22 protein-coding genes are annotated in these 21,459 nt (G+C 63.9%); 11 read left to right on the top strand and 11 right to left on the bottom strand.

The annotated features are described in order from the left end of the window. The first annotated feature begins 24 nt into the window (after positions 1-24). On the top strand, positions 25-591 hold the full coding sequence (gene efp / locus AB7E19_RS13130) for an elongation factor P (protein WP_010673788.1): 567 nt from the start codon (positions 25-27) through the stop codon (positions 589-591). 94 nt (positions 592-685) lie between these two features. On the opposite strand, the gene AB7E19_RS13125 is transcribed toward efp, so the two are convergent. From AB7E19_RS13125 to AB7E19_RS13110, 4 genes are read right to left on the bottom strand one after another with little or no spacing between them, the layout of a single operon-like run. Next, positions 686-1,357, bottom strand: a complete 672-nt coding sequence (locus tag AB7E19_RS13125; protein ID WP_041212539.1) for a methionine ABC transporter permease — start codon at positions 1,355-1,357, stop codon at positions 686-688. Continuing rightward, positions 1,342-2,136, bottom strand: a complete 795-nt coding sequence (locus tag AB7E19_RS13120) for a methionine ABC transporter ATP-binding protein (RefSeq protein WP_128273433.1) — start codon at positions 2,134-2,136, stop codon at positions 1,342-1,344. Before AB7E19_RS13120 ends, AB7E19_RS13125 begins: the two co-directional genes overlap by 16 nt. After that, complete coding sequence (locus AB7E19_RS13115) at positions 2,133-2,945, bottom strand: MetQ/NlpA family ABC transporter substrate-binding protein (RefSeq protein WP_143237191.1); 813 nt, start codon at positions 2,943-2,945, stop codon at positions 2,133-2,135. The genes AB7E19_RS13120 and AB7E19_RS13115 overlap by 4 nt, the downstream gene beginning before the upstream one ends. Positions 2,946-2,966: 21 nt before the next feature. After that, complete coding sequence (locus tag AB7E19_RS13110) at positions 2,967-4,007, bottom strand: isopenicillin N synthase family dioxygenase (protein WP_322131789.1); 1,041 nt, start codon at positions 4,005-4,007, stop codon at positions 2,967-2,969. A gap of 310 nt (positions 4,008-4,317) precedes the next feature. Between AB7E19_RS13110 and AB7E19_RS13105 the strand changes: the two genes are divergently transcribed. Together AB7E19_RS13105 and AB7E19_RS13100 are read left to right on the top strand one after the other, a co-directional pair. Beyond that, positions 4,318-5,088: a DUF3530 family protein gene (locus AB7E19_RS13105; protein WP_039041094.1), complete on the top strand. Its 771-nt coding sequence runs from the start codon at positions 4,318-4,320 to the stop codon at positions 5,086-5,088. A gap of 116 nt (positions 5,089-5,204) precedes the next feature. Beyond that, positions 5,205-6,161 (top strand): D-2-hydroxyacid dehydrogenase, encoded by a 957-nt coding sequence (locus tag AB7E19_RS13100; protein WP_322131788.1) that lies wholly within the window; start codon positions 5,205-5,207, stop codon positions 6,159-6,161. 86 nt (positions 6,162-6,247) lie between these two features. On the opposite strand, the gene AB7E19_RS13095 is transcribed toward AB7E19_RS13100, so the two are convergent. Together AB7E19_RS13095 and AB7E19_RS13090 are read right to left on the bottom strand one after the other, a co-directional pair. After that, positions 6,248-6,721 carry a YMGG-like glycine zipper-containing protein gene (locus AB7E19_RS13095; protein WP_039041096.1) on the bottom strand — a complete coding sequence of 158 codons (474 nt, stop codon included), beginning with the start codon at positions 6,719-6,721 and terminating at the stop codon, positions 6,248-6,250. Positions 6,722-6,962: 241 nt separating this feature from the next. Next, positions 6,963-8,507 carry a diguanylate cyclase domain-containing protein gene (locus tag AB7E19_RS13090; RefSeq protein ID WP_322131787.1) on the bottom strand — a complete coding sequence of 515 codons (1,545 nt, stop codon included), beginning with the start codon at positions 8,505-8,507 and terminating at the stop codon, positions 6,963-6,965. 290 nt (positions 8,508-8,797) lie between these two features. On the opposite strand from AB7E19_RS13090, the gene AB7E19_RS13085 reads away from it, so the two are divergent. Further along, the gene (locus AB7E19_RS13085) at positions 8,798-9,400 is read left to right on the top strand and encodes a nitroreductase family protein (protein WP_322131786.1); all 603 of its coding nucleotides are present in this window, start codon (positions 8,798-8,800) and stop codon (positions 9,398-9,400) included. A gap of 107 nt (positions 9,401-9,507) precedes the next feature. Beyond that, the gene (locus tag AB7E19_RS13080) at positions 9,508-10,968 is read left to right on the top strand and encodes a diguanylate cyclase (RefSeq protein WP_322131785.1); all 1,461 of its coding nucleotides are present in this window, start codon (positions 9,508-9,510) and stop codon (positions 10,966-10,968) included. Positions 10,969-10,989: 21 nt separating this feature from the next. Here the strand turns inward: AB7E19_RS13080 and AB7E19_RS13075 are convergent, their stop codons facing one another. Both AB7E19_RS13075 and AB7E19_RS13070 read right to left on the bottom strand, forming a co-directional pair. Next, entirely contained in the window at positions 10,990-11,661 is a 672-nt protein-coding gene (locus AB7E19_RS13075) for an HAD-IA family hydrolase (protein WP_322131784.1), read from the bottom strand. After that, a complete protein-coding gene (locus AB7E19_RS13070; RefSeq protein ID WP_302097669.1) occupies positions 11,658-11,882 on the bottom strand; it encodes a hypothetical protein in 225 nt (74 codons plus the stop codon). Before AB7E19_RS13070 ends, AB7E19_RS13075 begins: the two co-directional genes overlap by 4 nt. A 114-nt stretch (positions 11,883-11,996) precedes the next feature. Between AB7E19_RS13070 and AB7E19_RS13065 the strand changes: the two genes are divergently transcribed. Next, a complete protein-coding gene (locus AB7E19_RS13065; RefSeq protein WP_427935544.1) occupies positions 11,997-12,878 on the top strand; it encodes a LysR family transcriptional regulator in 882 nt (293 codons plus the stop codon). Positions 12,879-12,914: 36 nt separating this feature from the next. On the opposite strand, the gene AB7E19_RS13060 is transcribed toward AB7E19_RS13065, so the two are convergent. Continuing rightward, positions 12,915-13,490 carry a cysteine hydrolase family protein gene (locus AB7E19_RS13060; RefSeq protein ID WP_427935542.1) on the bottom strand — a complete coding sequence of 192 codons (576 nt, stop codon included), beginning with the start codon at positions 13,488-13,490 and terminating at the stop codon, positions 12,915-12,917. Positions 13,491-13,630: 140 nt separating this feature from the next. Beyond that, positions 13,631-14,794, bottom strand: coding sequence for an FAD-dependent monooxygenase (locus tag AB7E19_RS13055; protein ID WP_043153194.1), 1,164 nt, complete (start codon positions 14,792-14,794; stop codon positions 13,631-13,633). 224 nt (positions 14,795-15,018) lie between these two features. Here AB7E19_RS13055 and miaB point away from each other — a divergent pair, with 224 nt between their 5' ends. The 5 genes from miaB to lnt all read left to right on the top strand — a co-directional run bounded on the left by miaB (position 15,019) and on the right by lnt (position 20,709). Then, positions 15,019-16,452, top strand: a complete 1,434-nt coding sequence (gene miaB, locus AB7E19_RS13050) for a tRNA (N6-isopentenyl adenosine(37)-C2)-methylthiotransferase MiaB (RefSeq protein ID WP_010673772.1) — start codon at positions 15,019-15,021, stop codon at positions 16,450-16,452. A 50-nt stretch (positions 16,453-16,502) separates the two neighbouring features. After that, the gene (locus AB7E19_RS13045) at positions 16,503-17,561 is read left to right on the top strand and encodes a PhoH family protein (protein WP_319896411.1); all 1,059 of its coding nucleotides are present in this window, start codon (positions 16,503-16,505) and stop codon (positions 17,559-17,561) included. Then, positions 17,558-18,022, top strand: a complete 465-nt coding sequence (ybeY, locus tag AB7E19_RS13040; protein WP_039041101.1) for an rRNA maturation RNase YbeY — start codon at positions 17,558-17,560, stop codon at positions 18,020-18,022. The genes AB7E19_RS13045 and ybeY overlap by 4 nt, the downstream gene beginning before the upstream one ends. 95 nt (positions 18,023-18,117) lie before the next feature. Next, positions 18,118-18,999 carry a CNNM family magnesium/cobalt transport protein CorC gene (corC, locus tag AB7E19_RS13035; protein ID WP_010673769.1) on the top strand — a complete coding sequence of 294 codons (882 nt, stop codon included), beginning with the start codon at positions 18,118-18,120 and terminating at the stop codon, positions 18,997-18,999. A gap of 180 nt (positions 19,000-19,179) precedes the next feature. After that, positions 19,180-20,709: an apolipoprotein N-acyltransferase gene (gene lnt / locus AB7E19_RS13030; RefSeq protein ID WP_160837071.1), complete on the top strand. Its 1,530-nt coding sequence runs from the start codon at positions 19,180-19,182 to the stop codon at positions 20,707-20,709. Between the two features lie 85 nt (positions 20,710-20,794). On the opposite strand, the gene AB7E19_RS13025 is transcribed toward lnt, so the two are convergent. Further along, positions 20,795-21,283, bottom strand: a complete 489-nt coding sequence (locus tag AB7E19_RS13025; protein WP_160838694.1) for a zinc ribbon-containing protein — start codon at positions 21,281-21,283, stop codon at positions 20,795-20,797. Positions 21,284-21,459: the final 176 nt, after the last annotated feature.

Here is a 21,459-nt window from a genome sequence, read left to right as displayed (position 1 = left end):
GTTTCACGAACAGGAATTTTTTACATGAAAACCGCACAGGAAATCCGCGCTGGTAACGTAGTCATGATCGGCACCGAGCCGATGGTGGTCCAGAAGGCTGAATTCAACAAATCCGGCCGTAACTCCGCCGTGGTCAAGATGAAGCTGAAGGGTCTGCTGAACGGCAGCGCCACCGAGACCGTCTTCAAGGCCGACGACAAGCTGGAAGTCGTTCAGCTGGAGCGTAAAGAGTGCACCTACTCCTACTACTCCGACCCGCTGTATGTCTTCATGGACACCGAGTACAACCAGTACGACGTCGAGAAAGACAACCTGGGTGATGCCCTGAACTACCTGGTAGACGGCATGGAAGACCTCTGCGAAGTGACTTTCTACAACGAGAAAGCCATCTCCGTAGAACTGCCGACCACCATCGTGCGTGAAGTCGAGTACACCGAGCCGGCCGCCCGTGGCGACACCTCCGGTAAAGTGACCAAGCCTGCCCGCCTGAAGGGCACCTCCTACGAGCTGGCCGTTGCCGCCTTCGTGGAGATCGGTGACAAGATCGAAATCGACACCCGTACCGGTGAATTCAAGCGTCGCGTCAACTAAGTTGACCCCTTGATGTGATTGCAAAAAAAGCGAGCCAAGGCTCGCTTTTTTATTGGCTGGCACCTCACGGCCGGCCTGATGAGAAGCCGTGCCCCTAGCGGCGATGGGCCAGTGCCCGCACCAGCCTGTCCCCCACCCCCTGTACCAGTTGCACCAGCAGCAGCAACATGACCACTGTCCCTGCCATCACCTTGTCGTCAAAGCGCTGGTAGCCGTAGCGGATCGCCAGATCCCCGAGCCCGCCGCCACCGACCACCCCCGCCATGGAGGAGAAGCCAATGAGCATCACCACCGTCAGGGTGAGTCCGGCCAGCAGCGCCGGCAAGGCCTCGGGCAGCAGCGCCTTGACGACCACGTGCCAGCCGCTGCCCCCCATGGCGAGCACGGCTTCGACGCGCCCCTTGTCCACCTCATCGAGGGCGCTCTCCACCACCCGGGCAAAGAAGGGGAAGGCCCCCAGGGTGATGGGGACGATGGCGGCGGTGCTGCCCAGTGAGGTGCCGACCACCAGCCGGGTCAGGGGGATCAGGGCGATCAGGAGCACCACGAAGGGGAGCGACCGCCCGATGTTGATACCGATCCCCAGCACCATGTTGAGACGGGGCAAGGGCAGCACGCCCCCGGGACGGGTCACCACCAGCAGCACCCCGGTAGGCAGCCCCAGCAGCAGGGTGAACACGGCCGCCACTCCCACCATGTAGAGCGTTTCGAGCGACCCCTGATACATCAGTTCGAGCAAGGCATCGGCACTCAGGCGACTCTGCATAAACGCACCTCCTCTGTGACTCCGTGACGCGCCATGAAACGCCGCAGGATCTCGGGATCCGGCAACAAGGCCTGCCGCACGCGGGAGTCGGGGTTGGCCAGCAGGGTGCCCAGAGCGCCGCTTTCCACCAGCTGACCCTGTTCAAGCAATGCTGCGTGATCGCAGATGGCCCTGACCACCTCCAGCTCGTGGGTGATGAGCACTATGGTGATCCCGAGGCGGCGGTTGATGTCGGCAAGCAGCGCCAGCACCGACTCCGTGGTCTCCGGATCCAGGGCACTGGTCGCCTCGTCACAGAGCAAGTGGCGCGGATTGGCGGCCAGGGCGCGGGCGATGCCCACTCGTTGCTTCTGCCCCCCCGACAACTGGGAGGGAAAGGCGCGACGGTGCTCGCCAAGCCCCACCAGTTCCAGCAGCTCGCTGACCCGGGCAGCCCGCTCCCGGCGCGCCACTCCGGCGATTTCCAGCGGGACTGCCACGTTCTCCTCCACGCTGCGGGCGTGCAGCAGATTGAAGTGCTGGAAAATCATGCCGGTCCCCTGACGGTGGCGGCGCAAGGCCGCCCCCTCCAGGGCCGTGATGTCGCGGCCATCGAACAGGATGCGGCCCCGGCTTGGCCTCTCCAGCAGATTGAGGCAACGAATGAGCGTGCTCTTGCCCGCGCCGCTGCGCCCGAGAATGCCGTAGATGGCCCCATCCGGAATCTCGAGCGACACCCCCTCCAGAGCGGGTTGCCCGTGCCCCGGGTACTGCTTGCCGAGCCCCTCCAGCACTATCATGACTGCCGCCCGGCCACCGGGATCACCGACCCCTTGTAGCTCTTGCGAATGAAGTCGGCGATCGCCCTGGACTCCAGATCCCGCGCCAACTGGCGGATCCGCGGATCATCCTTGAGCGCCGGGGTGGTCACCAGGATGTTGGCGTAGGGATTGTTCTGGGCGCTCTCCAGCCCCAGGGCATCGCGAGCAGGCTCCAGCCCCGCCTCCAGGGCATAGTTGCCATTGATCACCGCCAGATCCACGTCGTCGAGGGAGCGCGGCAGCTGCGGCGCCTCGATTTCCAGGATCTTGAGCGCCTTGGGGTTGGTGGCGATGTCGTGCACCGTCGCCAGATCCCGCGCCGGATCTTCATGGCCGGCCTTGAGGGTGATGAGCCCCTCGTGCTGCAACAGATAGAGGGCCCGGCTCAGGTTGGTGACATTGTTGGGCAGGGCGATCACCGCCTTTTCCGGTACCTCCTTCAAATGCTTGAACTTCTTCGAATAGATGCCAAGAGGCTCCACGTGTACGGTCGCGGCCACCACCAGCTCGGTGCCGAGCGCCTTCTCCTGATCCCGCAGGTAAGGGACGTGCTGGAAGTAGTTGGCATCCACATCACCCGCCACCAGCAGGGCATTGGCATTGATGCCGCCGCTGAGCTCGATCACCTGCAGATCCAGCGAAGGGTCCTGGCGTTTCACCTCGCCGAGGATATCCGCATGGGGCAGTGGATCCGCGGCAACCCGCAGCGCCTGGGCTGCCTGGGCGGAGAGAGAGAGTCCGAGGGCCAATACCAGGCCGCTCAGGGAAAACAGTCCGTGCTTGTTCATCTTGTGCTCCTTGCCATGCAATCAATGGGTGGTTTCGCCGACCGCCAGCGCCCGCGGCGCCGGCAACAGATCGGCATGGTGGCGCAATGCCACATCAGGGTGGGAACGCAGCCGCCCCTTGAGGTAGTTCCAGCCCACCTCCCGCAGCAGCGGATTGTGCGGGTCGGTGGCAGGCCCCCTGGCTTCACGGGCCAGTGCCTCGGGCAGCGGATAGACGGGCACCACTGCGTCGAGCTGGGCCCCCAGGAAGAAGGCGATGGAGAGACGCTCCTGCCCCGGCGCCGACGGCACCACCCGGTGCACGGTCGCCCGCAGGTAGCCGTTGCTGGCGAGCTCCAGCAGCTCACCGATGTTGACCACGAAGGTGCCGGGGAGCGGGAGCGCATCGATCCAGTGATCCGGCGCCACCTCCACCTGCAGGCCGGGCTGGTCATCCTGCAGCAGGAAGCTTAGGAAGCCCGAATCCTTGTGGGGACCGACCCCCTGGGTGGCGCCCCGCTCACCGGGATAGCGGATCAGCTTGATATGTTCGTTGGGACGCTCTCCGTGCAGGGCATCGAAGGCATCTGGCGACAGTGCGAGCGCCTCGGCAAAAGCCCCGAGCAGGGTACGGGACATGCGGGTCATCTGCCCACGCCAGCGCGTCAGCACGGGTTGCAGTGTCGGCAGCGCCTCCGGCCACTGATTCGGCCCCTGCAACCGCCACCAGGGCGGGTCGCCCGCCGCGCGCGGCAAGGCAGGGCGATCGGCACCGATATCAAACTGTTCTCGCCAGTCGGGTTGACCCCGGGTCAGCTCTGCCCCCGGTCGGTTGTAGCCACGAAAATGGGGAGAGTAGATCATGGCGACCTGCTGCTTGGCCGCCAGAGGCAGCGCAAAGAAGGCCCGCGACAGCTGCTGCACCTCCTGCTGCAGCTCGGGATCGATGCCGTGGCCGGTCAGGTAGAAAAATCCCGTCTCTCTCGCGGCATCGCGCAACGATGCCAGAAAATCGGCCCGGGCGTCGGGCGAGGCATCCAGCTGCCTCAGGTCGAGGATGGGCAAGTGAACCAAGGTGCTCATGGCGATAACGCTCCCTGTCGATGGAAAGTGAGGGTGAATCTCTCGTTCTGACGAGACAGGGGGGAGAATTCTCCGCCTGCGGCCAGTGACGACATGCCCCGGCCCCCCTGTCTGCCTGCCCTTACTGAACCATGTATGGGTCACAGGATGGAACAATCAAAACCGGGAATGCTTTGCCATTTGGAACAATCCCGGCCCCGTGTCCGGCCCGCCGGTCAGACCCTCTTCGCCACCGCCGATGCCGATGTGCCCCCTTGCCCTAAAGAAACCCCCGGCGAGGCCGCTATGAGGGAGTGCTGGAGGATCCCCCATGACATTTCGCCCCTATCTGCTGCTGACCCTGCTTGCTTTTGCCGCCCACGGCGCCGGGCAGGCACCGTCAGGCGCCGCCCCGGATCCAGCCCCCCTGGTTCCCCCCGACTACTGGCAGAGCAGCGACTGGCAGGGAATACCCGACAGCACCAGGGTGGACAAGCAACAGGTACTGTTTGCCAAGCACGACAGCGACAACTACGTGGGTCTGGTCATCCTGCTGCCCGACTGGCAGCGCAGCGGCCAGCTGTGGCAACTGACCCGGGAGCTGGGGCGCCTCGGTTTCGATACCCTGCTGCTGCTCCCCTCGCCGCAGCAGACCGAGCTCGACCCCGCCGCCGAGAAGAAACAGCAGGTCATCGACGATTTTCGCAAGCAGTTTGCCTCCCGCATCAGCAAGCTGGGGGATGCCAAGCTGCAGGAGGGGGGCTTCAAGCTGCTGCTGGCCCAGGGTACCAGCGCCGCCTGGGCCGCCAACCTCATCGCCAGCGAACAGTTGCCCGCCCCCGATGCCTTGGTGCTGCTCGACGGCTTCTTCCCCAACCAGCTGAGCAACCAGACCCTCGCCAAGCAGATAGCCCAGGGCAGCATCCCTACCCTGGATCTCTATCAGGAGGAGGGAGGACGCTGGCCCCTGCTGGCGGCCGAAGCCCGCAGAAGCGAGAGCCGCCGCAGCCACAAGCTCAACTACCGCCCCTATGCCCTGATGGATCTGGAGGAGACGCCGGGCCGCATCCAGGGCTGGCTGACCCACCTCGGCTGGATCTGACCCAATCACTGAGTATCAAAAGGATTGGGCCAAACCAAAGTTGCCCCCCAGGCCAGCGGACTGGTCATCCCGCCCCCATCTTTGGCATGATGGCCTCATCAATGGCAGGAGGCTTCATGCAGCAAATCGTGTTTCTCGACAGCGACACCCTGGACACCGGCATCAATCTGCGCCGCCCCGATTTTCCCCATCACTGGCAAAGCTACCCGACCACGGCGCCGGATCAGGTGGTGGAGCGGCTCAAGTGCGCCAGCATCGCCATCATCAACAAGGTGCGCATCGGGGCCGATGAACTGGCCCAGCTGCCCGAACTGCGCCTGATCGCCCTGGCCGCCACCGGCAGCGACAACCTGGACCTGGAGGCGTGCCGCGCCGCCAATGTCGCCGTGTGCAATATCCGCAACTACTCGGGCCCTTCCGTCCCCGAGCACGCCATGGCCCTGATGCTCGCCCTGTCGCGCAACCTGTTCGCCTGGCGCCAGTCCCTGCTGGAGGGGCGCTGGCAACAAAGCGGCCAGTTCTGCTTCTTCGACCACCCCATCACGGATCTGCATGGCAAGCGCCTCGGGATCATCGGCAAGGGAACCCTGGGACAGGCGCTGGGACAGCGGGCCAACGCCATCGGGATGGAGGTTTACTATGCCCAGAGCCAGGTCGGCTCCCCGGGGGATGACGACAGGCTGCCCCTGGATGCCCTGCTGCAAAGTTCGGATGTGATCAGCCTGCACTGCCCGCTCACCCCCTACACCCGCCATCTCATCGGGGAGCGGGAGCTGGCCCTGATGAAACCGGGTGCCCTGCTCATCAACGTGGGCCGTGGCGGCCTGGTGGACGAGCAGGCGCTGCTCGAAGCCCTCGGCAACGGCCGTCTGGGGGGCGCCGGCTTCGATGTGGCGAGCGTCGAGCCGCCGCCTCCGGATCACCCCCTGATGCAGGCCCTGCGTTACCCCAATTTCATCCTGACTCCCCACGTGGCCTGGGCCAGCGAAGAGTCGATGCAGCGCCTCGCGGATCAGCTCATCGACAACATCAACGCCTTCTCCCTTGGCAGGCGTCAGCACCGGCTGGTGTAAGAGGCCGCTCGCCGCCCCTCACGGGCCGGCAGCGGGATCAAAAAAGGGGCCAAAGGCCCCTTTTTGTCGATCAGCTTGCCGCGGCATCAGTCGTCATGCCATCTGTGCTTGCGGTGCTTTTTGTGTTTCTTGTGGTGCTTGTGATAGCGCCTGTCATCGTAATAGCGATCGCCGCGGCTCTCGTGACCATCCCCAGTCCTGGCTCCGATGGCGGAGCCACCGGCACCACCGATACCGGCGCCGATCAGCTGGCCCGTGCTGCCACCGACGCTCTTGCCGATGGCAGCCCCGCCCAGGGCACCAACGGCGCCGCCGAGCGCAGCTTCGTTCTTGTTGCCCCTATTGGCCGTGGCCGCACCACCGGCCGCGCCCCCCAAGGCTGCCCCCACCAGGGCGCCGGTGTCGCCACCCAGCTCCTTGCCGATCATGGTGCCCGCCACCCCGCCGGCTCCGCCGCCGAGAATGGTATTGAGGGTCTCGGATGCCTGCACCTGTCCTGTGCCCAACAGCAACGCCCCCAGCAGCGCCAGTGCGCTCATGCCAAACGGTTTCATTTTCATGGGGTACTCCTGTCAAACCTGATGATTGATTATTTTTCCCTGCACTATACAAAGCCCCCTGACCTGCGCCACTGCCGCAAGGGGCACCTCACGGCCAGCCCTCCCTGTCTCCGGTTCGCGACACAATGCAAGAAAGCAGGCTAACCACCTGAAACCACATCAAAAAAAAAGGTCACACGAGAAATCATCCCCGTCATGACCCTTTTCTAGGCCCAAAGGCCCTTTTTTGCAGCGATCACCGTCAGACAGATACTGTCACAACCTCCCCGTCAACGGGCGACGACGCCGCCAGATGCCAGCAATCCCGCCCCTGGTGCTTGCTCTCGTACAGGCAGGCATCCGCCCGCTCAAGCAGCGTCAGGGCATCATCCGGATAGCGCGCTCCGCCGGCGCTCAGGGTGATGGCGTCGGCGAACTCCCGCCATTTCAGAGCCTTCACCCGACCGAGCAGGTGGGTCAGGCGGCATTCCACCTCCGCCTGCTCCCAGGGCAGCAAGGCCGCAAATTCATCGCCCCCGATGCGGTAGACCTGCTCATCCCCCAGGGTTCTCGCCATGATGGTGGCCACCCGAAACAGCACCGCATCCCCCACACCGTGTCCCCAGCTGTCGTTGACGCGCTTGAAGTTGTCCACATCGAACAGCACCAGCCAGTAGGGCCTCCCCGCCTGCTCCAGCCCCGCCCGCTGCTGATCGAAGGCTCGCCGGTTCAGGATGCCGGTGAGAGGGTCGTGGAGCAGGGCATCCTGCCCTTGCAGCAGGCTGTTTCGCACCTGTTCTATCTCCCCCAGGCTGCCGTGCACGAACCAGGTTCGCTGACGCCGCTGGATCTCCTTTCTCGCCTCATCCCGGATGAGGCCGCTGAGCGAGCCCTGCACCAGCGCCTGCTCCTGACGAAAGATCCGCACCAGAAACCACAGGCTGCACAGCCAGATGCAGAGCAATGCCAGGGCGGGCAGCACCACCATCAGCAGGGTGTCTTGCAGGTTTTCATGAAAATGGGAGGGGGGGAGATAGACGTTGAGATCCCACTCCATCCCCTCCAGAGCGTGTTGCAGGTGGCGTCCTTCCCAGAACCCGTCCAGGCCGGCCGCCTGCGTCTCCCGCTCGAGACGGGGCGGCAACAGCGACAAATTGTGCCCCACCACCAGCTTGCCGCCCTTGCGCTCGGTGATGTAGAGGGCCACCGGATCCTCACCCACCGCCCGGTGCAACGCCCTCTGCAAGGCGCTGAACGACATGTCCACCATCAGCAGTCCAAGCAGTTGCCCCTCATCATCCTTGACCCGCTTGATGAGGGTCAGTACCTGCCGGACCGAATCGAACTCCGGGTAGGGACCGAACCAGACGAGATCATCGCCCTCACCGGACAGGGTCTGGTACCAGGGCCGCGCCTGTGCCCGGTAGCCCTCTGGTTGCTGCCAGTCGGGATAGCCGTCGAGCCGATGGGTGCGCGCGTTGTAGAAATAGAGGAAGTGGGCGTCGTACTTGAACTGATGGGCAATGGCCCAGATGGGATTGATGGCCGATGCCCCGGCAGCGATGGCCTGCTTGTCCAGGGACGCCTCCAGTACGCCAAGCTGGCGGCGGTTGTCCTGCGCCATGTCCTGGAGCAGGGTGGCGTCGAGGGCGGCCAGCATGTGACCGTAACCCGCCACTGTCTTGTCGATGCTGCTCAGGTAGCTGGCTGCCGCCAGCAACAGGGTGGCGATCAGCACCAGCCCTCCCAGGAGAAACGACAGCGGAGTCAGTATGTAATAGCGTTCCTTGATCAGCGCCGCCGTCATGTCACTCTCTATAAAATGTCATATTGGATGAATTTTATAGATTAAAAATCTGCAAAAGATATTGATTGAAGTCATTAACATCCACTGCTAATGATAAAAAAGATATCAAGGTGTCTCACGGCCATATTCACATCCGTCATGTGAATATCCATAAAAAGTAGAAACAGTCATTACTCGTCGTTGACGGTTTATTGCCCGCAAGGTGCTATAGTCGATGACTCGAGAAATCGGAGCCAGATGACCTTTGTCGGCAACGCTGGCGGTGATGATTCATCAACCAAGGAGATGTTATGAGCAGTCCGTTTATCGAACAGATCAAAGCACGTCGTACCATCTATGCCCTGGGCAACCGGGTGACCCACTCCGAGGCCCAGCTGACCGCCCTCATTAAGGATGCCGTCAAGCACAGCCCCTCTTCGTTCAACTCCCAGAGTTCCCGCGCCGTCATCCTGTTCGGCGAGCAGCACCACAAGCTGTGGGACATCGTCAAGGCGGAGCTCAAGAAGATAGTGCCGCCGGAGGCCTATCCCCAGAGTGAAGCCAAGATCAACGGCAGCTTCCGCGCCGGGGCTGGCACCGTGCTCTTCTTCGAAGACACCGCCGTCATCGAGGATCTTCAGCAGAAATTCGCTCTCTATGCCGACAACTTCCCCATCTGGTCCGAACATGCCACCGGGATCGCCCAGTTCGCGGTCTGGACCACCCTGGCCCAGGAGGGCATCGGCGCCTCCCTGCAACACTACAACCCGCTCATCGACGATGCGGTGCGCAAGGAGTGGAACCTGCCCGCCAGCTGGCTGCTTCGTGCCCAGATGCCTTTTGGCAGCATAGAGCAACCTGCCGGCGACAAGACCTTCATCGACGACGACGTGCGTTTCCGGGTCTTCAAGTAAGCCTTCACGCCCCCTCCACCAGGGGGCGTTTTCTTCTCTCCCCCTCGTTCACCCTTGTCACGTGCCAGCCATACTCTGAACAAACGCTCTCTTGTCAGGAGGTCCCCATGGGGGACATCGCACGCCAACGTACCTCATGCACATTGACGCCCTTGTCCGCTCTGTTGTGTGTCGCCGCCCTGGTACTGCTGTTCTCGCTGATCGGCATCTTCACCCGCCCCCCCAACCTGCTGGCGGCCTTCTGGCCTGCCAATGCGGTCCTGCTCGGCTGCATGGTGCGCTATCCACGCCTGGCCACCCCGGCGGGCTGGGCCGGCGGCATACTGGGCTTTTTTCTCGCCGCCCTCTTCACCGGCGAGCCCCTGTTCAAAACCATCCTGCTGACCTGCGGCAACCTGGCCGGCATCGGCGTCGGGTATCTGCTGATGCATCGGCTCGCGCCTGCCGACAAGCTCCTCAGGCGCCCCACCTCCCTCGTGCTCCTGCTGCGAAACACCCTGGCCGCCTCCCTCGCCGCCGGCGTGGTCGGCGCCATCATCAATCCCATCCTGTCTCTGGGCCCCCCGCTCTACGGGCTGGGCTTCTGGTTTGCCAGCGAGCTGGTGAACTACATGACCATACTGCCGGTGCTCCTGACACTGCCTCCCCATGACAGCGTGCCCCCCTGGCGCACCCTCCTCTACCGCACCGAGTTCTCCTGGACCAGATTGATGCCGCTGCTGAGCCTGGTGGCCTCCCTGCTGCTCACCCTGCTCGTCGAGGGGCCGGGATCCATCGCCTTCCCGGTACCGGCGCTGCTCTGGTGCGCAGTCACCTACTCCGTCTTCGCCACCAGCCTGCTGACCCTGAGTTACAGCACCCTGATCCTGATCGCCCTCTCAAACGGCCACCTCGTCATCAATCACGATGTCCAGACCCAGTACTGGATGTTCTCCGTCCGGATAGGGGTCATGTTGATCGCTCTCACCCCCCTGACCGCCGCCAGCATCATGGCGGCCCGCAACAGCCTGCTGCGGGAGATGAAACACCTGGCCCACCACGATCACCTGACCGGTGCGCTGAACCGGGCCGGCTTCTGGTCGGCCGCCAATGAACTGCTCCAGCACCTCACGGTGCAGCGCTACCCTGTGGCGATCTGCATGCTGGACATCGATCATTTCAAACGCATCAATGATCGTCACGGCCACGAAGAGGGTGACAACCAGTTGAGCAACTTCGCGGCCCGGGTGCGCGACCAGCTTCGACCGGGGGATCTCTTCTGTCGCCTGGGGGGAGAGGAGTTCGTGGCCATCTGGCCCGGCCTCAGCGAGGAGCAGGCCATGGCGGTGGCCGAGCGGCTGCGAAAAATCGTCGCGCAGCCAGGGGAAGAAAAGGGAGCCGAGCCCGCCGTCTGCATCACGGTCAGCATCGGTATCGCCTCCCAGAGAGAGGGCCCCTTCAATCTGGACGAGCTGCTCTCTCGCGCCGATCAGGCGCTCTATCTGGCCAAGCACAATGGCCGCAACCGGGTGGAACGCTACTCGCCTGAGCAGGCTTCCCCCAGCGTCGGGCAATCTTGCGGCACCTGAATGGCGTGGCTCTTGTTGTCATCATCCGGCCTCTGCTGGCAGCGGGGCGGGCAGATGAAGATGGAGCCCGTCCGATGCCACCTCGATCTCGATCTCGCGCCAGTCCCGCAGCCAGCCCTTGAGCCTGTCGTCATACCGCCTTGTTCCCCCCATCTGCACCACCTGGCAACCCGCCTGCAGGGCGCTGGCGATGCCCGCTGGCGCATCCTCGAACACCAGGCAATCGGCCGGAGCCAGTCCCAACCGGCTGGCAGTCAGCAAATAAGGCTCGGGATCCGGCTTGCCCCGTACCACATCCCCGGCGCACACCAGGAGACGGGGCAGCGGCAATCCGGCGTGCAGCAGCCGGTGCTCTGCCACCCTCCGGCTTGCGGAGGTCACCAGCGCCCAGCGCGTCGGCGGCAGCTGTTCGAGCAGTCGGCGGGCACCGTCCAGGGGCATCGGCGCCGCAGCGTATTCCATCTCCAGATCGTCGAGCAGGGCCACCTCCACCGCCATGTCCAACTGGGGAGCCAGGGCCCCTATCACCTCCCGTGAGCGCACGCCGTGACACATGGCGAGCACGGGAGCGGGATCCAGCCCATGGTGCTGACACCAGCGCCGCCACACGACTTCCACGTCGCCGGTGGAGTGGACCAGGGTCCCGTCCATGTCCAGCAGCAGGGCCGCGGCCCTCACGCGCACCGCGCTCACAGGGCTCTCCCCGCCAGCGCATCGGAGAAGACCTGCCGCTGGGCAGCGGCCTCGTAACAGGCGAGCGCCTGCTCCGCATTGCTGGCCCACACCGGCAAGGGGGCGACGACGAACCCCTGCTGCAACAGGCTGGTCAGCAGCTCCCCGGTCTCCGGTGCGGCCAGTGGCTGAGCCATCACCAGGCTCCCCTTGATCAAAAACAGATAGCGTTCGCTCGACATGACATGACTCCTTGTGGCTGAACAGCGGGCAAGCAGGCCCGTTTCGAGACCATTAGAACAAGGAGATTAGATAATTTATAATCAATAAATCGCCACATTGGATAACCAAATGGAATGAGATTCGACCTGAGACAATTGCAGGCCTTCGTCATGCTGGCCGAGAGTGCCAACTACCGGGAGGCGGCCAGCCGGCTTTTTGTGACGCAACCGGCCCTGACCAAGCAGATCCAGGGGCTGGAGCAGGCCCTCGGCAGCACCCTGTTCAACCGGGGCCGCCACGGGGCCGAGCTGACCGCCATCGGCCTCCAGTTGCTGCCCCAGGCCAGGGCTCTGGTGGATCACGGCAAGGGATTCGAGCGGCATGCCCTGGCGCTGGCAAGCGGTGCCGCCGGACGCCTCAACATCGGGTTCGGGCTCTCCAGCTTCGCACTGGCCCCCTCCCTGGTGGCCCGTTTCAAGCAGCAGGTCCCCGACGTGCTGGTTCACCTGCGGGACACCACCTCCGCCATCCAGCAGGAGCACTTGCTGGCGGGTAGGCTGCAACTGGGCTTCATGCGACGGCCTGATGCGCCGCAGCTGAGGGAACACAGGTTGCTGACGGACAGACTGGTGCTGGCCGTCCCCACCCAGGTGGCAGGGCCGGACTTCGACCTGGAGCGGGCGCTGATCCGCGATCCCTTGCTGCAGATGGTGGGCCATCGCTGTCCGGGTCTCAGCCAGCAGATCGCCCGCTTTCTCGGCGCCAACCGGCTGACCGGTCTCATCCAGGAGGCGGAAGACATCCAGACCCTGGTCGCCCTGGTGGCCGCCGGTATCGGCAACGCCATCCTGCCGCGCAGCGTAGGGTTCATCGCGGGCAAGGAGGTGACCCTCTACCCTCTCTCCGGCCCCTGGTCGGAATGGGAAATCAGCCTGGTGTGGAACCCGGAATTTGCCGATCCCATTCGGGATCGCTTCCTCGCCATGGTGAGAGAGACGCACCCCGAGCCCGCATGAGGTGCATGAGATGCCTGCAGGAGAGGATGGCCGGGCTCAGTCCCGTTCCGCCAGCTCCGCGACCTTGATGATCTCGGCAATGCGACCGAGCATGCGCAGGGAAGCCTGGTGTTCTGCGGCATCCGCCGCCGCACAGGCATCTTCCAGGATGGTGATGGCGTAGTCCCGATCGTGGCCATCTCGCACCGCCCCCTGAATGGCCCAGCTGGTGCTCACGCCGCACACATAGAGATGCTCGATGCGATTGGCCCGTAGCGCGGGCTCCAGCGCCGTGCCGTAGAAGGGGCTGACCCTGGGTTTGGTCAGCACCAGATCCCCGGGTTGTACATCGAGATCCGGGTGAAAGTCGGTGCCGCTGTCCGCCAGGGAGAGGGCCCCGAACTGCCGGGCACGGCCAAACATGGGGGAACCCCTGGGTTGCAGCAGATAGCCCTCGTCAAACCCCACCTTGATGAGCACCACCAGCCAGCCGTGAGCGCGGGCATGAACCAGCGCCTGATTGGCGTGCACAATGGCGTTCTGCTCGATCACCTGGGCCGCCGAGGCGGCGATGCGCCCGTCCGGGTGGGCGATGTCGTTGATGAAATCGATCACCAGCAATGCCTTGTTCATGGTGTGCTCCCCCCTTGCCTGAGGCCGTTTTGCCCCTGCGCCGCCTGGATCACTCCTCGCGGCCATATAAAAAACCGGCTGGCACCATCACACGGATTGATATGCCACCCGATTGGCACCTGGCAGTGCCACGCACTGCCTCATACCAGCCCAAGCGCATAGCGTAGCGCCATCTCCTTGAGGGGGCCCGCCTTGTCCGCCAGATTCAGCGCCAGGTTGCGGGCAAGCCTGAGGGGGCCTATCTCGTTGCTGAAGACCCCGTAGAAGAGATCCATCCCCGACTGCATCAGCAGGTTGTCAGGGCGGCGTCGTCCCTCGTAACGCCCGGCCAGCGACAGATCGTGCCACTGTGCCCCCGCCTTGCCGAGCAACCCGGTCCAGCAGGCCACGTCCTTGAAACCGAGGTTCACCCCCTGCCCCGCCAGCGGATTGATGGTGTGGGCCGCATCCCCGAGCAGCACCACTCGCCCGGCGTGATAGTCGTTGGCGTGGCGGCGCACCAGGGGGAAGCTCCCCTTGTCCGTCACGGTGAAACCGCCAAGGCGGCTCGGGAAGTGGCGGCGCACCTCGACGGCCAGGGCCTCGTTGCTCATGGCGGCCAGCGCCCGGATGCGGGCCGGGCTGTCATACCAGACCAGGGAGCCATGGCGGCCCGGCAGCGGCAGGAAGGCGCGCGGGCCACTCGGGGTGAACTGCTGCCAGGTGATGTCTTCCTGGGCAAAATCGGTGTCGATGTTGATCAGCATGCAGTGCTGGCGGTACTCGAAACGCGACACCCCGATGCCGGCCAATCGCCGGGTGTGGGATTCGGCACCGTCGCAGGCCAGCACCCAGTGCGCCTGCAGCTCGGTGCCGTCATCCAGGGTCAGCACCGCGTCATCCGCACTCTGGCGCAGGCTCGTCACCGCCGCCGGGGTATGGGTCTGGATGGTCGGGAAATCCTCCATCCTTTTCAGGAGCGCGAGCTGGATCAGCCGGTTTTCGATGATGTAGCCGAGCTGGGGCAGCCCGAGATCCACCGCGTCGAAGCGGGTAGCGAAGCCGTCCAGCTCCCAGGTCTCCAGCCGGCGATAAGGGCACAGCCGCATCTGCTGCAGATATTGCCAGGCACCGGCCCGGGTCAGCAGCGCCACCGAGGCCTGACTGATGGCGGAAACCCGCAGATCCAGCGGCTGCTCGGGGGCATAGGGCTCGGGCAACCGGGTCTCGATGACCCGTACCGAGAGCCCCTCTGCCGCCAGCAGGCAGGCGGTGGCGGCGCCCACCATGCCGGCGCCGACGATGGCGATATCACACTGTTCCATAACTTGATTCCTGCAAGGAGTCCCCGCGATAAGGGGCAAGGGCCGAACCGAATGGGGCATGATAACGCAAGGAGGCGGCAGAAACAGTGAGGGGGATGCGCAATTGCCGACGACAAGCCGGCCCTGATGGCGACGGGCGGCCCCAGACTGGTCAGCACCGGGATTGCGGAGTAAAATGGCCGGTCCTTTGACCCTGCCGATTTCAAAACCAGTCACGAGAAGCAATGAGCAAGAAACTTCATATCAAGACCTGGGGCTGCCAGATGAACGAGTACGACTCGTCCAAGATGGCGGACCTGCTGGATGCCAGCAATGGCTACACGCTTACCGAGGAGCCGGAAGAGGCAGATGTGCTGCTGCTCAACACCTGTTCCATCCGCGAGAAGGCCCAGGAGAAGGTGTTCCACCAGCTCGGTCGCTGGAAGAAGCTCAAGGCGAAAAAACCGGGGCTGGTGATCGGGGTGGGCGGCTGCGTCGCCTCCCAGGAAGGGGAGAACCTGCGCAGCCGGGCGCCCTATGTGGACATCGTCTTCGGACCCCAGACCCTGCACCGCCTGCCGACCATGATCAAGCAGGTGCAGGAGGGGCGCGGTGCCCAGGTGGACATCGCCTTCCCCGAAATCGAGAAGTTCGACAACCTGCCCGAACCCCGTGCCGAGGGGGCGACCGCCTTCGTTTCCATCATGGAAGGCTGCTCCAAGTACTGCTCCTTCTGCGTGGTGCCCTACACCCGTGGCGAGGAGGTGAGCCGACCGCTGGATGACGTGCTCTATGAAATCGCCCAGCTCGCCCAGCAAGGGGTGCGCGAAGTGAACCTGCTCGGCCAGAACGTCAACGCCTACCGGGGGCCGACCTTCGACGGGGAGGTCTGCACCTTCGCCGAGCTGCTGCGCCTGGTGGCCGCCATCGACGGCATCGACCGCATTCGCTACACCACCAGCCACCCGGTCGAGTTCACCGACGACATCATCGAGGTCTATCGTGATACCCCCGAGGTGGTCAGCTTCCTGCACTTGCCCATCCAGAGCGGCTCGGATCGCATCCTGACCATGATGAAGCGCCCGCACACCGTGCTGGAATACAAGTCCAAGATCCGCCGCCTGCGCGCCGTGCGTCCCGACATCACCATGAGCTCCGACTTCATCGTCGGCTTCCCGAACGAGACGGACGAAGACTTCGAGGCCACCATGAAACTCATCGAGGAGATCAACTTCGACATGAGCTTCAGCTTCATCTACAGCCCGCGCCCCGGCACCCCGGCCGCGGACCTGCCCGATGACGTCGACATGGAAGTGAAGAAGGCCCGCCTGACCCGACTGCAAAACCGCATCAATCACCAGTCCATGCTCATAGGCCGCGCCATGCTGGGCTCGGTGCAGCGCATCCTGGTGGAGGGGCCCTCCAAGATGGATCCCATGCAGCTCAGTGGCCGCACCGAGAACAACCGGGTGGTCAACTTCGAAGGGCCGCACCGCCTCATCGGCGGCTTCGCCGACGTGGAGATCACCGACGTACGCCCCTACTCCCTGCGCGGCCGCTTCATCCGCGGCGAGGACGAAATGAACCTGCGCATCGCCACGGCCCCGAGCGAGATCCTCGCCCGTCGTCCTGACAACGTGCCCGATGATCTGGGCGTTGCGGCCTTCAGACCCCATTGATGACTCTCTCCCCCGCCCCGTGGCGGGGGAACAACCGATAAGAGGACACCTTGAGCCGACACATCTCCACCCTGAATCTGCATCTGGAACCTGCCGACAACCAGCGCCTCGCCAGCCTGTGCGGACCCTTTGACGACAACCTCAAGCAGCTGGAGCGACGTCTCGGCATCGAGATAAGCTACCGGGACAACCACTTCCAAGTGATCGGCAAGCAGGCCCAGGTGGAGGCGGCTGCCGTCATCCTCAAGCACCTCTATGTGGAAACCCAGCCCCTCAAGGGGAGCAAGGTGAGCGACATCACCCCCGAGATGGTGCACCTGGCGCTGCAGGAGTCCCGCGTGCTGGAGCAGGACGACGAACCCGCCCCTTCCCTGCCCTACGGCAAGGAGGTCACGGTCAAGACCAAGCGCGGTCTCATCAAGCCCCGCAGCCCGAACCAGGCCCAGTACATCGCCAATATCGTGCGCCACGACATCAGCTTCGGCATCGGGCCCGCCGGGACCGGCAAGACCTATCTCGCCGTGGCCGCCGCCGTGGATGCCCTGGAGCGCCAGGAAATCCGCCGCATCCTGCTGACCCGCCCGGCGGTGGAAGCCGGTGAGAAGCTCGGCTTTCTGCCCGGCGATCTTTCCCAGAAGGTGGACCCCTACCTGCGCCCCCTCTACGACGCCCTGTTCGAGATGCTGGGCTTCGAGCGGGTGGAGAAGCTGATGGAGCGCAACGTCATCGAGGTGGCGCCGCTTGCCTACATGCGCGGCCGCACCCTCAACGACGCCTTCATCATCCTGGACGAGGCCCAGAATACCACCACGGAGCAGATGAAGATGTTCCTGACCCGCATCGGCTTCAACTCCAAGGCGGTGGTGACCGGCGACATCACCCAGGTGGACTTGCCCCGCAGCACCAAATCCGGTCTGCGCCACGCCCTGGAGGTGTTGCAGGGGGTCGATGGCCTCTCCTTCAACTTCTTCGAGTCCAAGGACGTGGTGCGCCACCCCGTAGTGGTCCGCATCGTGCAGGCCTACGAGGCGTTCGACGCCCAGCAGGCGGCCGAGAAGAGCGCATCCAATACCCGCAACGAGAACACCAGCAAAGAGAGTGCCCAATGAGCGTGACCCTGGATCTGCAACTGGCCTGCGCCAGCCCCGACGGCCTGCCGACCGAGGCCCAGCTGCAAGGCTGGCTCGACGGCACCATTCTGGGCTTCCAGCCCGAGGCCGAGGTGACGGTGCGTCTGGTGGACGAGGCGGAGAGCCGCGAGCTCAACCACACCTATCGCGGCAAGGACAAGCCCACCAACGTGCTCTCCTTCCCCTTCGAAGCGCCACCGGGTCTCGAGCTGCCCCTGCTCGGGGATCTGGTGATCTGCCGCCAGGTGGTCGAGGCCGAAGCCGTCGAACAGGGCAAGCCCCTGATGGCCCACTGGGCTCACATGGTTGTGCATGGCAGTCTGCATCTGCTAGGTTATGACCATATCGAGGACGAGGAAGCCGAGGAGATGGAGCAGCTCGAGCGCGACATCATGCAGGAACTGGGCTTCGCCGATCCTTATCTGAACGACGAAGAGTAACGAACCGGATGGTCATCGTCTTGAAACAGCCGATGCCCATCCTCATATAGCCACAACGATTTCAAGTGTGTTCATACGAGTAACCAAGAGAGAAAATGACCGACGATCACCCTAGTACCGGCTCGCCGAAGAAAACCTGGCTCGACAAACTCAGCCAACTCTTCCAGGGCGAGCCAAAAGACCGCAATGATCTGGTAGAGGTCATCGCCGATGCCGAAGAGCGGGACCTCATCGATCAGGACACCAAGGACATGATCGAGGGCGTGCTCGAAATTGCCGAGCTGCGCGTGCGTGACATCATGATCCCCCGCTCCCAGATGGTGACCATCGAGAAGTCCCAGCCGGTGGACGAGTTCCTGCCGGTCATCATCGAATCCGGCCACTCCCGCTTCCCGGTGATCAACGAAGACAAGGATCACGTGGAGGGCATCTTGCTCGCCAAGGATCTGTTGCCGTTCGGTTTTGGCGGCCAGCATGCCAGCGAGCCGCTCCAGCTGGAGAAGATCCTGCGTCCCACGGTGATCGTGCCGGAGAGCAAGCGGGTCGATCGCCTGCTCAAGGAGTTCCGGGAAGAGCGCTACCACATGGCCATCGTGGTGGACGAATTTGGCGGTGTCTCTGGCCTCGTGACCATCGAGGACATTCTGGAGCTCATCGTCGGCGAGATAGACGACGAGTTCGACGACATCGAGGACGAGCCGGAAGAGATCCGCCGCATCAGCAAGCGGGTCTTCTCGGTGAGCGCGCTGACCGAGATCGAGGACTTCAACGACTTCTTCGGCACCCAGTTCAGCGATGAAGAGGTGGACACCGTCGGCGGTCTGGTGATGCACGCCTTCAGCCACCTGCCCAAGAAGGGTGAAGAGATCGAACTCGACGGCTACCTGTTCAAGGTGATGCACGCCGATCGCCGTCGCCTGCAACAGTTGCAGGTGAAGATCCCCGAGCATCATGCGGCGGCGCAGCCGGAGTCCTGATCCCGCCCAGCACCACGCACATCCCGCGCCCCTCTCGTCAGGGGCGCTTTTTTTGCCTCTCTCCCGCCGCGCGACCGCCCCTGGACCCACGCCGACCGCGAGGCTCGCCGTTGACCCGGTTTGCGGTTAAGATGTCGGCCATTGTGTTTCCATTCAGTCCAATTCGAGCCCCGATCCCCCGTGAAATCGAAACTCCTGACCAGCCTGTTTGCCATTGCCAGCGGCGCCATCGCCGTGTTGGCCTTCTCCCCTTTCGGCTACTGGCCCCTGGTGATCCCCTCCCTGCTCGGCCTTTACGCCCTGCTGGACAAGGCCACCCCCAAACAGGCAGCCTGGCGCGGCTTCGGCTACGCCATGGGTCTGTTCCTGCCCGGGCAGTGGTGGATCCACGTCAGCATGACGGAGTTTGGCGGCATTCCGCTGCCGGCCGCCTTCGTGCTGCTGGCCGGGCTCTGCGCCTATCTCTCCCTCTACCCGACCCTGGCTTGCTGGCTCTTCGCTCGCTTCTTTGTCGGCCGCCACTGGAGCCGCTGGCTGCTCGCCTTCCCGGCGCTCTGGCTGATGGCCGACTGGCTGCGGGGCTGGGTGATGACCGGCTACCCCTGGCTCTGGTTCGGCTACACCCAGATAGACGGCCCCCTCAAGGGCTTCGCTCCCCTTCTCGGGGTGCAGGGCATCACCCTTGCCCTGCTGCTCACCGCCTCCGCCCTCTGGCTGGTATGGCAACACCGCAAGCCGGCCTGGCTGCTGCTCCCCGTCGCCCTGGTGGGCGCCGCCCAGGGGCTGATGCAGCTCAACTGGGTGACCCGGGGTGAGCCGGTCAAGGTCGCGCTGGTGCAGGGCAACATCGAGCAGTCCCTCAAGTGGGATCCGGAGGCCCTGGTGCCGACCGTGCGCAAGTATCAGGATCTCAGCCGCGAGAACCAGGATGCCGACATCATCGTCTGGCCGGAGTCCGCCATCCCGGCCATCGAGAAGGAGATGGGTACCTATCTGGAGAGCCTGGACAAGGCGATGAAGGTGAACGACACCGGCCTGCTGGCGGGGATCATCCATTACGATCTGAAACAGCAGCGCTTCTTCAATACCGTGCTCGGCATGGGGGTGCAGGATGCAGAAGGCAAGGAGTCCTACTACTACGAGCACAAGAACCGCTACTACAAGTACCACCTGCTGCCCATCGGCGAGTTCGTGCCCTTTGAAGATCTGCTGCGTCCCATCGCCCCCTTCTTCAACCTCCCCATGTCCTCCTTCAGCCGGGGTGACGAGGTGCAGCCGAACCTGATCGCCAAGGGGCTCAAGTTTGCCGCCGCCATCTGTTACGAGATCATCTTCCCGGACGAGGTGCGCCGCAATGTGCAGCCGGATACCGACTTTCTGCTGACCGTCTCCAACGACGCCTGGTTCGGCACCAGCATCGGCCCCTGGCAGCACATGGAGATCGCCCGCATGCGCGCCCTCGAGCTGGCCCGCCCGCTGCTGCGCGACACCAACACCGGCATCACCATCGTCACCGAGATAGACGGCAGCATCATCGCCCAGATCCCGCAGTTCGAGGCTGGAGTATTGCGTGCCGAGGTACGCCCCGCCCACGGCCAGACCCCCTATCTGCGTTTTGGCAGCTGGCCCATGTATGGCCTGGCCGCCGCCCTGCTGGGGCTGGCCCTGTGGCTGCGCCCACGTGCCCACCCCTGGGCACGCAAGGGCTAAGACCACACAACGCCGATAAACAAAAGAGGCGCCCTTGGGCGCCTCTTTTCATGGTTTGGCTTATGGCTTGGCACAGTCTGGCGGCTCAAGGAGACAGCGGCTCGCGATGATATTCATCGGCCCCGCACTCGGGGCAGGTGGCAAGCTGCTCCGGGTGCAGCACGGTATGGCGCCACTCGCAGTGATCGCACACCAGCACCCCGAGTCCCACCCAGTCCCCCGCCCGGTAGACCCCCTTGTGTTCCAGCTCGTCCGCCAACTCCTGCCACTCCACCTGGGTTCGGTCGGTCACGTCCGCCAGCCAGGACCAGGCGGTGTCCTTGAGCGCCAGCATGAAGGCGGACTCCTCCACCTGCTCATCCTTGCGCCCTTCGTCATAGTTGCCCAGATCCCGCTTCACATACTCGGCGATCAGCGCCAGCTCGTCCTGGGTCAGATCCCCGGCCGCCTCCAGATAGGCCTGCACCTTGGCGATCATCCGGTTGAGGCGCTCTCCCTGAAACGCTTCCGTCTCTTCCCACTGCTTCTTGAGCTGGGCGATAAAGGCTTCATACCCTTGTCGACGTTTGTCCATGGCCATCACTCCTCTGCTGAATCCCGATCGAGCCAGACCCTGACCTCGGGCTCGGCGGATACGGGCGGCGGTTGCCATTCTCACTTCGTTGCGGCTCTTGCGGCTCTTGCGGCGCTGCAAATCCTCGCGGGTACCTGACCAGGCCCGAGACCGGGCGGATGCTGGCGGTTGTTGCC

Source organism: Aeromonas sp. (genome assembly GCF_050252055.1).
GTDB classification, from domain to species: Bacteria; Pseudomonadota; Gammaproteobacteria; order Enterobacterales; family Aeromonadaceae; genus Aeromonas; species Aeromonas caviae.
Note: the sequence above shows the minus strand (reverse complement) of the source record. Positions and strands in the feature narration are given on the sequence as shown.

Coding starts and splice junctions, on each gene's coding strand:
- AB7E19_RS13110 (WP_322131789.1), bottom strand. CDS start 4,007: ATGAGCACCTTGGTTCACTTGCCCATCCTCGACCTGAGGCAGCTGGAT.
- AB7E19_RS13120 (WP_128273433.1), bottom strand. CDS start 2,136: ATGATAGTGCTGGAGGGGCTCGGCAAGCAGTACCCGGGGCACGGGCAA.
- ybeY (WP_039041101.1), top strand. CDS start 17,558: ATGAGCGTGACCCTGGATCTGCAACTGGCCTGCGCCAGCCCCGACGGC.
- AB7E19_RS13125 (WP_041212539.1), bottom strand. CDS start 1,357: ATGCAGAGTCGCCTGAGTGCCGATGCCTTGCTCGAACTGATGTATCAG.
- AB7E19_RS13065 (WP_427935544.1), top strand. CDS start 11,997: ATGAGATTCGACCTGAGACAATTGCAGGCCTTCGTCATGCTGGCCGAG.
- efp (WP_010673788.1), top strand. CDS start 25: ATGAAAACCGCACAGGAAATCCGCGCTGGTAACGTAGTCATGATCGGC.
- AB7E19_RS13085 (WP_322131786.1), top strand. CDS start 8,798: ATGAGCAGTCCGTTTATCGAACAGATCAAAGCACGTCGTACCATCTAT.
- AB7E19_RS13025 (WP_160838694.1), bottom strand. CDS start 21,283: ATGGACAAACGTCGACAAGGGTATGAAGCCTTTATCGCCCAGCTCAAG.
- AB7E19_RS13080 (WP_322131785.1), top strand. CDS start 9,508: ATGGGGGACATCGCACGCCAACGTACCTCATGCACATTGACGCCCTTG.
- corC (WP_010673769.1), top strand. CDS start 18,118: ATGACCGACGATCACCCTAGTACCGGCTCGCCGAAGAAAACCTGGCTC.
- miaB (WP_010673772.1), top strand. CDS start 15,019: ATGAGCAAGAAACTTCATATCAAGACCTGGGGCTGCCAGATGAACGAG.
- AB7E19_RS13060 (WP_427935542.1), bottom strand. CDS start 13,490: ATGAACAAGGCATTGCTGGTGATCGATTTCATCAACGACATCGCCCAC.
- AB7E19_RS13070 (WP_302097669.1), bottom strand. CDS start 11,882: ATGTCGAGCGAACGCTATCTGTTTTTGATCAAGGGGAGCCTGGTGATG.
- AB7E19_RS13115 (WP_143237191.1), bottom strand. CDS start 2,945: ATGAACAAGCACGGACTGTTTTCCCTGAGCGGCCTGGTATTGGCCCTC.
- AB7E19_RS13055 (WP_043153194.1), bottom strand. CDS start 14,794: ATGGAACAGTGTGATATCGCCATCGTCGGCGCCGGCATGGTGGGCGCC.
- AB7E19_RS13100 (WP_322131788.1), top strand. CDS start 5,205: ATGCAGCAAATCGTGTTTCTCGACAGCGACACCCTGGACACCGGCATC.
- AB7E19_RS13095 (WP_039041096.1), bottom strand. CDS start 6,721: ATGAAAATGAAACCGTTTGGCATGAGCGCACTGGCGCTGCTGGGGGCG.
- AB7E19_RS13105 (WP_039041094.1), top strand. CDS start 4,318: ATGACATTTCGCCCCTATCTGCTGCTGACCCTGCTTGCTTTTGCCGCC.
- AB7E19_RS13090 (WP_322131787.1), bottom strand. CDS start 8,507: ATGACGGCGGCGCTGATCAAGGAACGCTATTACATACTGACTCCGCTG.